Consider the following 13,329-nt stretch of genomic DNA (forward strand, 5'->3'; position numbering starts at 1 on the left):
CTCGCGACCGACCATAGCTCTACCAGGGCCTCATTCCGTTCCTCTCCTGGGCGGCCCAAGGATGCCTCTCGCATGACGACGCTGCGACCCACTGCTCGCCCCAGCACCCCGCCCACCGCCACGGTCGCCCCGGCGGACACCGCGTCCACCAACGTCGTGACGCCGAGGGGCGGCAGCTGGAACCGCTCCGCCGCTCGCGAGGTCCCCATCGCCGAGCTCCAGACGAAGTTCGGCTGGACGGAGCAGAGCTGGGAGACCGGCCTGCTGAAGGCGGCGGACGCGGCGGGCAGCAAGACGCGCGGAGGCAATGGCCAGGTGTCCGCGGCTGAAATCGAGGCCTACCTCGCCGCGCCCACGGACGGGCGCTACCTCACCTCCACGGCGCTCCAGCAGGGCCGCGCCGCGGTGGACGCGAAGCTGGCCAAGGGTGGCGGCGCGCCCGTGGACGTGGATGCCTTCGACTCCAAGTGGCAGGACGGGCTGGCGAAGCGCGCCGACCTCCTGGGTGGCAACAGCGACGGCAAGGTCACCCAGGACGAACTGGCGGCCTACATCCAGAAGTCCAAGGCCAACCAGGTGGACGGCACGCGGTGGGTGCCGGACCAGCAGATGGCCGCCTTCCAGAGCCGCGTCGCGGAGTCCGCCGGAGAAGTGGACCCGCTGCGTCCCACGGGTGGCGAGGGCAAGGGGTTGGAGCTGGTGAAGCAGTACTCACGACTGATGCTGGACGAGGGGAAGAACGTCCCCACCTTCGTGAGCTACCTGCTGTCCGCCGCCGACATCAAGGAGACGCCCGCCGAGGTGGACCGCACGAAGAGCACCTTCGTGAGAGACCCGTTGTTGGGCAGCAAGGGCGTCACCGACTCCGACTACAACAACATGGGCTTCGACCGCGGGCACATGAAGGCCGCCGAGGACTCCCCCAACCAGGAGGCGATGAACGAGAGTCACCAGATGACCAACATCGCCCCCCAGCACGGCAACCACAACCAGCAGGTGTGGCGCACGCTGGAGCGGGCCGTGACGGACCTGGTGAAGGAGACCGGCGGCAAGGCGCACATCCTGACCGGCAACCTGTTCCTGGGCGCGGATGGCAAGCCGCTGCCCCCGGAGTCGGTGGAGACGACGGGCGCCAGGGACCGCAAGATTGGCGTGCCCACGCACAACTTCAAGACGGTGCTGCTGGAGCTGCCCAACGGCAACGTGACGATGTTCGCGTACATGGTGCCCAACGTGAAGGACGGGCCCTCGAAGAAGGACGCCATCATCCCGCTGCTGGAGTCCTCGCGCGTGCCGGTGGACCAGCTCGAGCAACTGCTGGGGCAGGACCTCTACGCGCAGCTCCCCAAGAGCGTGCAGGAGAAGCTGGAGAAGGACACGTCCGCCCCCGGCGCCTTCCAGCTCCAGGGCAGCGAGTACCAGTCCGTCACGCTGCTCACGAAGCGGTAGTGCCTCCCTCGCTCCGGGCCTTCTCCCACCGGCCCGGTGACGCGCGGTTCGCCTTCAGGGCGCAGTGGGCAGGGCGATGTAGTGCTTGCCCAGCTCGTTCAGGACGCCAGGCGCGCCCAGGAGGCTCGCGAAGCACGGGTCATTGGTCCACCGTCCGGTGAACCACGCGTAGCGGAACACGTCCGCGCGGCGCTCGCAGACGGCCACCATCTCCGTCATCTGCGCCTTCGCCTTGGCGACCGAGTCGATTTGCGCGCCATCCTGTTGCTGGTGGCAGTTGGCGAACTCGGTGACCCAGAACGGCTTGCCGTACTTGGTGAGGCGGTTGAGCTGGCCATCGAGCCCGTAGTCGTACCAGTGGAACGCCAGGTAATCGATGCGCGGCTCGCGGTTGCCGTTCTCCGCGCGATACGCGGCGAAGAAGGCATCCAGCCAGACCACGGGGTCCTGGTACCCCGACACCGTGCCCCAGTTCATCGCCGGGCCCACCAGCTTCACGCCCGTGTTGGTGGCGACGCTCTCGTACCGGGGCCACAGCCGCGCGGCGGCCTGCGGCGTCATGTTCGCCTGGTCCCTCAGGTTCGGCTCGTTGAGCAGCAGCAGGTACTCGATGTGGGGATTGTCCCGGAGCATCGCCTCGATGCGCGCGGCGTCGAAGTCGCCGTTCCAGAGCATGGGGATGAAGTCCATGCCGTAGCGGGTGCGGAAGTCCGTCGGCACGTGGGTGTTGGGACGGGAGCTCCAGTTGTACCACCAGCTCACACCTGGGGAGACGGCCGCCATGTCCTCGGGCGTCGCCAGGTCGAAGGCGATGCCGCGCTTGGCGCTCTTGATGAGCGGAGGCGTCTGGGTGCCCGCGTCCTCGGTGGAGGGACGCCCGGACTTGATGGGGTCCGCCGGGTCGCAACCCAGGAGCAGGTACAACGCGATGGAGAAGGGTGCGAGCCAGCGTCTCATGTGCCGTCACCTCCGCCCGCGAGGGCGCGTGGAGACGGTCATCCTAGTGCGAGGAATGGCGCGGTGCGGCTCTTCGATGAGGCGGCGATCTGGGCGGGTGTCCCCGCGGCGACGATGTGGCCCCCTTCGTCTCCGGCGCCGGGCCCCAGGTCGATGACCCAGTCGCTCGCGGCGACGACGCGCATGTCGTGCTCGACGAGGATGACGGTGTTGCCCGCCTCCACCAGCCCGTCGAGCTGCGCCATCAGCTTGTCCACGTCCGCGGGGTGCAGGCCCGTGGTGGGCTCGTCCAGGACATAGAGGGAGTGGCCTCGCTGCGTGCGTTGCAGCTCCGTGGCCAGCTTGATGCGCTGGGCCTCGCCGCCGGAGAGCTCCGTCGCGGGCTGGCCCAGGCGCAGGTAGCCCAGGCCCACCTCGCGCAGGACACCCAGGGCGCGGTGGACGTGGGGCTCCTCGGTGAAGAACGCGTGGGCCGCGTCCACCGTCATGCCCAGCACGTCGGCGATGTTCTTCCCCCGGTAGCGGATCTCCAGCGTCTTCGCGTTGTAGCGGGCGCCGTGGCAGGTGGGGCAGGGCGCGTAGACGCTGGGCAGGAACAGCAGCTCCACGCTCACGAAGCCCTCGCCCTCGCACGTCTCGCAGCGGCCCTTGGCCACGTTGAAGGAGAAGCGCCCGGCGTCGTACTTGCGTGATTTCGCCGCCGGTGTCGCGGCGAAGAGCTTGCGGACATGGTCGAACAGGCCCGTGTACGTCGCCAGGTTGGAGCGCGGCGTGCGGCCGATGGGCTTCTGGTCCACGCGCACCATCCGGTGGATGTCCTCCAGTCCCTCGGTGATTCGGCCGCCCGTCGTCACCACCTCGGAGCGCTCCAGCAGCTCGCCCTCCTCCTCGTCCTCGGGAGGCTCGTGGCCCAGGTGCGCGGCCACCAGCTCCACCAGCACCTGGCTCACCAGGCTCGACTTGCCGGAGCCGGAGATGCCCGTCACGGTGGTGAAGACGCCCAAGGGAAAGTCGGCGCTCAGGCCGTTCAGGTTGTTGCGGGAGACGCCTCGCAGGCGCAGCCAGCCCTTGGGGGCGCGCGGAGGTCGGGGACGCGGTGCCTCGGCCTCGAAGAGGTAGCGCCGCGTCTGGGACACCTCCACGTCCTTCAGCCCGTCCAGCGGACCGCTGTAGAGGATTTGGCCGCCCTGCTCTCCGGCGGCGGGGCCCACGTCGATGACCCAGTCCGCGTGGCGGATGACGTCCACTTCGTGCTCCACGACGAAGAGCGAGTTGCCGGAGCCCTTCAGCGAGTCGAGCGCCTTGAGCAGCGCCTGCGTGTCAGCGGGATGCAGGCCCGCGGAGGGCTCGTCCAGCACGTACACCACGCCGAACAGGTTGGAGCGCACCTGGGTGGCCAGCCGGAGCCGTTGCAGCTCACCCGGGGAGAGCGTGGGTGTGGCGCGCTCCAGCGAGAGATAACCGAGGCCCAGCTCCAGCAGGACGTCCAGGCGCTCCACCAAATCCCTGGCGATGCGCTCCGTGACGAGCGCCTTCTCGGGATGCTCGCGCGTGAGCTTCTTCAGCGCGGACGCCGTCCCTTCCGCGTAGGGCTGGAGCAGGGTGGCGACGCGCTTGAGCGGCAGGCGTGACAGCTCTCCGTAGTCCAGCCCCGCGAAGGTGACGGACAGGGACTCGGTGCGCAGGCGTTTGCCGTGGCAGACGCGGCACTCACCGCTCTCCATGTAGCGCGACACGCGCTTCTTGATGAGCGGGCTCTGCGTCGTGGCGAAGGCCTGGAGCACGTACTTTCGGGCGCTGGTGAAGGTGCCCATGTAGCTGGGGGCCGTCTTGCGCTTGAGGGCCTGACGCGTCTCCGCGGGGGTGAAGCCCGCGTACACGGGGACGGTGGGCTGCTCGTCCGTGAAGAGAATCCAGTCGCGGTCCTTCTTGGGAAGGTCTCGCCACGGCGTGTCCACGTCGTAGCCAAGCGTCACCAGGATGTCGCGCAGGTTCTGCCCGTGCCACGCGGGCGGCCACCCGGCGACGGCCCGCTCGCGAATGGTGAGCGAGTCATCCGGCACCAGCGAGCGCTCCGTCACCTCGTAGACGCGACCCAGGCCGTGACAGTTCGGGCACGCTCCCGCTGGCGTGTTGGGGGAGAAGGCGTCGGAGTCGAGGTGGGGCTGGTTCGGTGGATAGGTGCCGGCGCGCGAGTACAGGAGGCGCAGGGAGTTCGACAGCGTCGTCACGCTGCCCACGGACGAGCGCGTCGTGGGGGCGCCCCGGTGTTGCTGGAGCGCGACGGCGGGAGGAAGTCCCTCGATGGAGTCCACCTCGGGGATGCCTGCCTGGTCGATGAGGCGCCGAGCGTACGGGGCCACGGATTCGAAGTAGCGCCGCTGGGCTTCCGCGTAGAGCGTCCCGAAGGCCAGCGAGGACTTGCCCGAGCCGGAGACGCCCGTGAAGACGACCAGGGCATCGCGTGGCAGGTCCACGTCCACGTGCTTCAGGTTGTGCTCGCGGGCGCCACGGACTCGGACGAAGCCTGCCCGGGTGTTGCCGGAGCTGACTGGGATGTGGAGACGGCGGGGTCGGCTCATGGGGGACGCTCCTCCGGGCGTCCTACCGAATCTGATGCCGGAAGGCGTGGAGGAACAGGCTCCAACCGACGGAGCCCGTGGTTGAGGCCATGGGGTTGCCCGCCAGGAGTACTCGCCCTACACGTGCCGAGTCCGGCGGGTTGTGCCTAGGAAACGCCCTCCCACCCAGCGGAGGAAAATAGAGACCAGCGCCAGGACCCCCGAAGCCAAGGTCGCATAGATGGGCATGAAGATGAGGGCAACGGCCGCCTGGGCATCCGCGTCCAGATTGCTCCAGACAAAAACCTGTCCGGCGAGGATCAGCACGGGCGCACTGACAGCACCGGTGATGAGCCCCCAGGTCACCGGGGGCGTCCTGGGCACTCCGTATGCGAGAACGACACCCAAGGCGACAAGGCAAACCAGTGGGACGGCGACGTACGGGACGAGCGTGAACATGGCGCCCCGGTCCTCTGAGCCGATGTCCGAGAAGAGGCGGGCCAGCTCCGCACTCAGTGGATTGACGATGACGCTGAAGAGCGCGGCGGCGACCAGTGCCTGCAGGGACTTCATGATGCCCCCTTCTTCCTTCGTGCTCCGGACACCGTACCGGGCCTCCATGAATCCCAGTGGGAACTAATCGAACGACAATCAATCACCCATGGTTATCGATGAGGCGAAGAGGGAGGGCGCTCGCGCGGTGCCAGCTCTTGGGGCACCGCGCTCCGTCAGTCGAGCAACTGCATCAGGTCCGCGCGGGTGATGGCGGCGCCACCCGAGGCGCCTCCACCCAGCGCCGACTCGAACAGCGCGCGCTTCTTGTCCTGGAGCGTGAGGATCTTCTCCTCCACCGTGCCCTGGGACACCAGGCGGTAAACCATGACGGGGCGCTGCTGGCCGATGCGATGCGCGCGGTCCGCGGCCTGGTTCTCCACGGAGGGGTTCCACCAAGGGTCCACCAGGAACACGTGGTCCGCCGCCGTGAGATTCAGGCCCGTGGCGCCCGCCTTCAGCGAGATGAGCATCACCGGCGGACCCTTCGGGTCCTGGAAGGACTCCGCCACGGCGCCGCGATTGGACGTGCTGCCGTCCAGCCGGATGAAGCCGATGTCCGCTTCCTTCAGCGCCGGCTCGATGAGGTCCAGCATGGACGTCCACTGCGAGAAGACGAGCGCCTTGTGTCCGTCCTCCACCGCCGTGCCGAGCGCCTCCAGGAGCGCCTGGACCTTCGACGACGTCTTCGCGTGCTGCCCCGGGACGAGCGCGGGATGGCACGCCGCCTGACGCAGCCGCAGCAGTGCCTCCAGCGCCTTGAGCACGCTGCCGCCCGCCTCCAACTGGGACACCACCTCCTCGCGGGTGGCGGAGTACACCGCGTCGTAGACGGCGCGCTCATGCTCGCTGAGCGTGACGTGACGCACGGACTCGGTGCGCGGCGGAAGCTCCGGGGCCACGTCCCGCTTGAGCCTGCGCAGCACGAAGGGACGGATGCGCGCGCGCAGTCGCTCGGCGGCGCCCTTGTGGTTGTCACCGACGGGACGGGCCCAGCGCTCCTCGAACTCCTTGCGCCCGCCGAGCAGCCCCTGGTTGGTGAAGTGCATCAGGCTCCACAGCTCCTCGAGCCGGTTCTCGATGGGCGTGCCGCTGAGCGCCAGGCGGAAGGTCGCCTCCAGCCCGTACGCCGCGCGCGCCACCTGGCTGTCGGGATTCTTGATGGCCTGGGCCTCGTCGAGCACCACCATGTCCCACGTCTTCGCGCCGAGGACCTCCGCGTCCAGGCGCATCAGCGCGTAGGTGGTGAGCGTCACGTCGGCCGTCTCGTCCAGCGAGCGTCCGGGGCCGTGGTACACGGACACCTTCAACGAGGGACGGAAGCGCTTCACCTCCGCGTGCCAGTTGGGGAGCACGCTGGTGGGCGCGACGACGAGCGTGCCCTTGCCCACCATGCAGATGGTCTGCAGCGTCTTGCCCAGGCCCATGTCGTCCGCGAGCACGCCGCCCAGGCCCGCCTGACGCAAGAAGGTGAGCCAGCTCACGCCCTGGAGCTGGTACGGCCGCAGCGTCGCAGTGAGGTCCGCCGGGAGCCTCGGGTCGGGGAGCTTCTCGAAGCCCTGCACCAGGGGCGCCAGCCGCTCCAGGCCGGGCGGGGACGGATGCTCCAGCGCCTCGCACAGGTCGGTGAGCTGGGGGATGGCGTGGTTGGCGAGCCGTCCATCCGAGCCGCGCGCCGCCAGCAAGTCCGTCACGCGCTGGCCATGCGACTTCAGCCACGCGGTGGGCAGCGGCGCCCAACCACCCCCCTGAAGAGGCACGAGGCCCAGCCCCTCCTCCCACGCCTTCATCACCGCGCCCGCGTCCACCGTGCGCGGCGCATCCGGTCCCGCGCCCTCCACCTGGAAGTCGAAGGAGAAGTCCACGCGTGGGGCACCCGCCTCGGTGGTCCCCGCCTTCACGTCGAGCATGGGGCGCAGCTTCACGTCCGGGCTGACGAAGCGCGCCGCATCCCCGGTGAGTCCGCCGCGCCAGCGCCGCAGCTTGTCGGCGAGCTGCAAGGCCTCCTGGCCCTGCACCGTCACCCGGCGACCGGGGACCATGTTCAGCTCGTCGCGCAGGCCGTGGATGAGCTGCTGCTCGGCGGTCTCGTTGCGCACGGGCACCGCGCCGGTGAGGTACACCATGCGCCCGTTGTCGATGCGCACCGTGGGCGGTGAGCCGTACACGAGCGTGGGCAGCACGGAGAGTCCCGTGCCCAGCGCGTCCAGCTCCAGTGAGATGCGCGGCTTGAGCGTGCGGTCGATGCGGGGCAGCCGCTGGCTCTTCACGTCCACGGGCAGGCGCCGGGCCATCTCCGGCAGCACCTTGCCGGTGAGGTCGCCCATCTGGTCGGGCGAGAAGACGCGCTCCTGGGGCAGGTTCTCCAGCCGCGAGCCGGTGAGCGACTGCTCGCCCATGCGGAAGAGGATGCCCCCGCCCACCGCGACGCCAGCGCTGACGACTTCGGTGGCGCGTGGATCTCTATCCACCTTCAGCACCGTCTGCTCGCCCCGGTCCTCCACCGTGACGCGAGGCAGGAGCAGCTCGCTGGATATCGAGACCAGGTTTCCGTCGAAGAGCACCGTGCGCGCCGGCTCCAGCGCGCGCAGCAGCGCCTCCAGTCGCTCCGGAGGCAGCGCGCCTCGCGTGGGCTTCGCGAGCAGCGCATCGGCGACGCGGTCGCACGGCTCCACCTGGATGCGAGCGGCCTCCACGGGGTTCGTCAGCAGCGAGGACAGGCTGCGCGCCAGGAGTCGCGCGGTGTTGTCGGGCCGGACCACCAGGCGCTCCAACTGGAGTCCACCGTCCACGCGCTTGAAGCGGTACACCATCCGCTCCGGCTTCGGCGCGGCGCCAGGGCGCGGGGCGGACGGAGCCTGCATGCGAGGAGGCGCGGACGGAGCCTGCGTGCGGGGCGGCGCGGACGGAGCCTGTGTTCGGGGAGGCGCGGACGCGGCGGCGCGGGGCGGCGCGCTCTTCTGCGTGGAGTGGTGGAGGAAGAGGGCGGCGGCCACCACGTGCTCGCACGGGTCCGCCTTCCCCTTGCAGTCGCACTCCCAGATTTCGTCCTCGGGATAGAGGACGGTCGTCACCGGCGCGGGGCGACCGGTGGCGCGCACGCGCAGCACCGTCTCCTCTTCACCGACGGACTGCACCGAGACGGCGCCGGCACGAGCCAGGCCCATGCCGGCGGACCAGGTCTCCGGGCGCGCTTCCTCCTGGATGGTTTCGAGCAGGTCGGCGGTCGCGGACATACGGGGACCGCCTCCCTAGCTCCGTTGACGGACCCGGCGCAATGCTCGCCTGCGCCGGGCCTGTAGGGGCGTGGCTACGGGTAGGTGTCCAGGTACGCGCGGTGGCTGTTGGAGAACTCGAAGAGGGTGAACTTGTCCCAGTTGATGGACCAGGTCATCAGGCCCTTGAAGCCGGGGTAGCCCGCGGTGTTGCGCAGGACGTAGGTCCCACCGAAGGACTGGCCCTTGATGAGGTAGTCGAGCGCCTTGTGCACGTTGGCCGGCGTGGTGTACCCGCCTCCCGCCGCCTGCGGTGAAGAGGGCAGTCCGATGAGAATCTGGTCAGGCCGGAGCGCGGGGAACATCGCGCTGCTGTTGCCGCCCACGGGGAAGCCGCGCAGCAGCATCTCCGCCATGGCGACGTGGAAGTCCGGCGTGCTCTGCGCGTAGGCCCGGCCGTCGAGCGCCGTGACAGTCCCGGTGTTGTAGTGCTGCACGTGCAGGTACGTGAGCCTGTCGCGCAGCGAGTAGATGACGGGCAGATACGCACCCCAGGGGCCGCCGTAGGCCGCCATGCCACCCTGCACATAGGCCGTCTCCGGCGCCATCGTCAGGACGAAGCCGGAGCCGTTCTGGTTGAGCAACTGGCGGGTGGCCTGGATGAGGTTCGTGATTCGCGGCGTGGTGGGGTTGCGGAAGTCCGTGTCGCCGCCATTGAGCGACAGCGAGCTGCCCTCCAGGTCCAGGTCGAACCCGTCGAAGCCATAGGTGTTGATGAGGCCCTGCATGGTGGTGACGAAGTTCTGCCGGGCGGCGGCGTCATCCAGGTGCACGGTGCCGTTGGCTCCGCCGATGGAGATGAGCACCTTGCGCCCCTGGCTCTTGAGCAGGGCGACGTCCGCCTTGAAGTCCGCGACGCTGGAGTTGTACGGCGTGAAGGCCATGTTGCCGGAGCCGGCGCCGCCCACGGGCTCGGCGAACGCGACCTGGATGACGTTGAACTTCGCGGAGATGTCGCGCAGCCGGATGTTCGTCGAGCCGTTGTCGAAATTGTGCCAGTAGCCGACCAGGAGCTTGTTGCCCACCGGCTGCGTCCCCGTCGTCGTCGCGGAAATGCTGTTGCTCGCCGAGGAGCGGTTGCCCGCGGCGTCACGCGCCTTCGCGGTGAACGTGTACGTCGTGTTCGCGGCCAGCCCCGTCACCGTGACGCTGGTGGAGCCGGAGGTGGTGGCGGACGCGGACGCGCCGCCATTGACGAAGACCTCGTAACCGGTGACGCCCACGTTGTCCGTGGACGCGCCCCAGGACAGCGACACGCTGCTGGCGCTCACGCCGGTGGAGGCGAGGTTGGCGGGAGTGGAGGGCGCCACCGTGTCGTTCGCCGGACGGGGCGACGTCGTCACGCTGTGCGCGGTGCTCGCGGTGGAGCGGTTGCCCGCGGCGTCACGCGCCTTCACGGTGAAGGTGTACGTGGTGTTCTCCGCGAGGCCCGTCACGGTGACGCTGGTGGCCCCTGCCGTGGACGCGGAGGCGGTGGTGCTTCCGTTGGTGAAGACCTCGTAGCCGGTGACGCCGACGTTGTCCGTGGACGCGCCCCAGGTCAGCGACACGCTGTCGAAGGTCTTCGCGGTGGAGGTGAGTGAAGCGGGCGTGGATGGGAGCTGCGTGTCGGGCTGCGGATTCCCCGTACGTTCCAGCCACAAGGCCAGGACGTTGGGCGGTTCCCAGCCCACGAGGGAATAATGGGACTGACGGCAGTCGTAGGCCTTGCCTCCATAGGAGGCGATGTCGCCCACGGTGTACTGCGTGTTGGGGGCCCAGGCCCCCCGGTCCGCCGCGAACGCGGACGTGGGAAGCAGGGTGCTGAGCAGGGTGACGAAGGCCACCAGGGCGGTGAGTGCCGCCCGGGGGAGGTGTCCTGGAAGCTGCATGGCGTCTGCCTTTCGGCTGGGGGAAACCGAAGAGAGAGGGCCACCCCATTTTTCGGGTCATTCAAGCTTTACGTTTTTCCTGCGCGCCAGAGGACCGGGCGAGCGACCGGCTCCGTGATTTCTGGCGGGGTGCGCCCCATTTCCGGGGTGAGGGGCAAGGGCCGCCTGTCATTTCGCGGGGTTGACGATGGCCTTCGGAAAATAAAAAGGCCGTGTCGATCTCCCGCGAGTCTGTTCGACGAAGGAGTAGAGCCCGGGACAACGGGCACGTACGAACCCCAGGAACCTGAAGGAGAACGACATGCGATTCATGGTGCTGGTCAAGGCGACGAAGGACTCGGAAACGGGCGCGCCGCCGAACGAGAAGATGCTGACCGAGATGGGGAAGTACAACGAGGAGCTGGTGAAGGCGGGAATCATGCTCGCGGGCGAGGGACTCCACCCCAGCTCCAAGGGCGTGCGGGTGCGCTTCTCCGGCACGAGCCGGACCGTGATTGACGGCCCCTTCGCGGAGACCAAGGAGTTGGTGGCCGGCTTCTGGCTGTGGCAGGTGAAGTCGAAGGAAGAGGCCATCGAGTGGGTGAAGCGCTGTCCGAACCCGATGCCCGGCGAGTCGGAAATCGAACTCCGTCAGGTGTTCGAGATGGAGGACTTCGGCGCGGAGTTCACGCCCGAGCTGCGTGCGCAGGAAGAGCGTCTGCGTGAGCAGGTCTCGAAGAGCTAGGCGCCCCAGCCCTCTCCCACACCCCGCGGAACGCACGCGGCCCCATCGGGTGCGGGGCCCGTGCGTGACATCACCACCTCGGCGTGTATGGCATTTCTCCATGCCGCTGTGGACGCTGAGCGCGTGAGCCCCCGGTTCACGTGACGTTTGTTTTTGATGACCGCCTGTCGCACTTCGCCTGGCATTCCTTGCCCACGGCGGAGGTGCGTCTGGGTGAGCCCCTTGTGTGTGTATTCCACGGGCTGGCGCATTCCCGAAAACGTTCGTTCGTTGCCTCGCGCGTGCGTGGATTATTCCCATGCGTGTCGATTCATGTCTGTCTTTTTCGCCGCGCGAGACAGGTCGCGAGGCAATGTCAGACCCCTGGTGCACAACGCACGTGGCTCATTCATCTCCATGCGGTTCATGAATTGTGAGGGTTCAGAATGTCCCCGTCATTCCAGCAGGGCACCCGTTCGCTTGCGCAGGTCCTGGAGCAGATTCGTCGTTGTGCGGCGAGCGTCACGCGGTATCCGCTCGATATCCTCACCGCGGAGGCCCACCTCGAGGACGAGCTGGGCATCGACTCGGTGAAGCTCGCCGAGATTGCCGCCGTCGTCGCGCGGGAATTCAACCTCCCGGTGGACCGGCTGCCGCGTGGCTCGAAGGCGCGCACGCTGGGCGCCATCTCCGAGCGCGTGGTGGAGTTGTTGGCGGAAGCAGCGCCTGCTCCCGTCGCGGCGCCCGTGGTCGCCCCCTTGTCGGGAGAGCGCGCCACCCACCCGCGCGAGGTGTCTTCCTCGCCCGCTGCGTCGTCGGACCTGGAGGCCCAGGTGCGCTCCGTGTTCGCTCGTGTCACCCGGTATCCCCTGGAGCTGCTGACGCTGGAGGCGGACCTGGAGGACGAACTGGGCATCGACTCCGTCAAGCAGGCGGAGGTGATGGCGGTGCTCGTCAAGGAGCTGGGGCTGGAGGTGGGGCCGAAGCCCTCCCAGCGGCTGCGCACGCTCTCCGCGCTGTGCGAGGCGATTCGCATGTCGCGTGGGGGCGTGAGCGCGCCTCGACGCGAGGTGGAGCAGCCGGTGCGTGCCGCGCCTCCGCCCTCCGTGGCCCGGCTGCCCTTCGAAGGGAAGGTCGCGCTCGTCACGGGCTCGGGCAAGGGCATCGGCAAGGTCATCGCCATGCGGCTGGCCAGCGCGGGAGCGACAGTGGTGGTGAACTCGTTCCATTCCCGAGACGAAGGGGAGCGGACGGCCCAGGAGATTGTCGCGGCGGGGGGCAAGGCGCTGCACCTGTGGGGCTCCGTCGCGCAGGAGGAGCACCTGGAGCGGCTGTTCGCCTCCATTGGTGAGCAGTTCGGCGGTCTGGACTTCCTGGTGTGCAACGCGTCCAACGGCCTGATTGGGCCGTTCGACCGGATTTCTCCGCGCGACTGGGACAAGGCGTTCCGCACCTGCGTCACCGGCACCTACGAGTGCGCCATGCGGGCGCGGCCGTTGATGGCACGGCGGGGAGGCGGGGCCATCGTCACGATGTCCACGTCCATGTCCCAGCGGTACATGCATGACCTGGGCTGCCAGGGCGTGGTGAAGGCCGGAGTCGAGTCCCTCACGCGCTACCTGTCCGCGGAGCTGGCGCCCGAGGGCATTCGCACCAACTGCGTGTCGGCCGGGCCGGTGCACGGAGAGCTGCTGGGGATGTTCCCCAACGCTCCTGGGCGCGTTACGCGCTGGGAGTCGGCCACGCCCGGTGGGCAGCTCTGCACGGCGGATGACGTCGCGGACGTGACGGAGCTGCTCCTGGGGCCGAAGACGCAGCGGGTGAACGGCGCCATCTGGGTGGTGGACGGCGGGCTCTCCAGCACGGTGGATGGCCTGTTGCCCGTCGGGCAGCGGCCTTCCAACGGACACGACGTGCGGGCGCTGCTCGCCCTGGATTCCTGAACACCTTCGAACGGGGAG

The 13,329-nt window shown here is 68.8% G+C and carries 8 protein-coding genes; 3 read left to right on the top strand and 5 right to left on the bottom strand.

Annotation, left to right across the window (positions count from 1 at the left end; genetic code table 11):
• Window positions 1-72: 72 nt before the first annotated feature.
• Window positions 73-1,449, top strand: coding sequence for a DNA/RNA non-specific endonuclease (locus G4D83_RS00485; RefSeq protein WP_163861233.1), 1,377 nt, complete (start codon window positions 73-75; stop codon window positions 1,447-1,449).
• Window positions 1,450-1,503: 54 nt separating this feature from the next.
• On the opposite strand, the gene G4D83_RS00490 is transcribed toward G4D83_RS00485, so the two are convergent.
• The 5 genes from G4D83_RS00490 to G4D83_RS00510 all read right to left on the bottom strand — a co-directional run bounded on the left by G4D83_RS00490 (window position 1,504) and on the right by G4D83_RS00510 (window position 10,665).
• Window positions 1,504-2,406: a glycosyl hydrolase gene (locus G4D83_RS00490; RefSeq protein WP_163861235.1), complete on the bottom strand. Its 903-nt coding sequence runs from the start codon at window positions 2,404-2,406 to the stop codon at window positions 1,504-1,506.
• Between the two features lie 38 nt (window positions 2,407-2,444).
• Entirely contained in the window at window positions 2,445-4,988 is a 2,544-nt protein-coding gene (gene uvrA / locus G4D83_RS00495; protein WP_163861236.1) for an excinuclease ABC subunit UvrA, read from the bottom strand.
• Between the two features lie 117 nt (window positions 4,989-5,105).
• Window positions 5,106-5,540 carry a hypothetical protein gene (locus G4D83_RS00500; protein WP_163861238.1) on the bottom strand — a complete coding sequence of 145 codons (435 nt, stop codon included), beginning with the start codon at window positions 5,538-5,540 and terminating at the stop codon, window positions 5,106-5,108.
• A gap of 155 nt (window positions 5,541-5,695) precedes the next feature.
• Complete coding sequence (locus G4D83_RS00505; protein WP_163861241.1) at window positions 5,696-8,755, bottom strand: DEAD/DEAH box helicase; 3,060 nt, start codon at window positions 8,753-8,755, stop codon at window positions 5,696-5,698.
• A gap of 74 nt (window positions 8,756-8,829) precedes the next feature.
• A complete protein-coding gene (locus G4D83_RS00510) occupies window positions 8,830-10,665 on the bottom strand; it encodes a fibronectin type III domain-containing protein (protein WP_163861244.1) in 1,836 nt (611 codons plus the stop codon).
• A gap of 301 nt (window positions 10,666-10,966) precedes the next feature.
• Here G4D83_RS00510 and G4D83_RS00515 point away from each other — a divergent pair, with 301 nt between their 5' ends.
• Window positions 10,967-11,389 carry a YciI family protein gene (locus G4D83_RS00515; protein ID WP_163861247.1) on the top strand — a complete coding sequence of 141 codons (423 nt, stop codon included), beginning with the start codon at window positions 10,967-10,969 and terminating at the stop codon, window positions 11,387-11,389.
• Window positions 11,390-11,814: 425 nt separating this feature from the next.
• Window positions 11,815-13,311 (top strand): SDR family oxidoreductase, encoded by a 1,497-nt coding sequence (locus G4D83_RS00520; protein ID WP_163861250.1) that lies wholly within the window; start codon window positions 11,815-11,817, stop codon window positions 13,309-13,311.
• The last annotated feature ends 18 nt before the right edge of the window (window positions 13,312-13,329 follow it).

This window comes from Myxococcus eversor, from assembly GCF_010894455.1.
GTDB classification, from domain to species: Bacteria; Myxococcota; Myxococcia; order Myxococcales; family Myxococcaceae; genus Myxococcus; species Myxococcus eversor.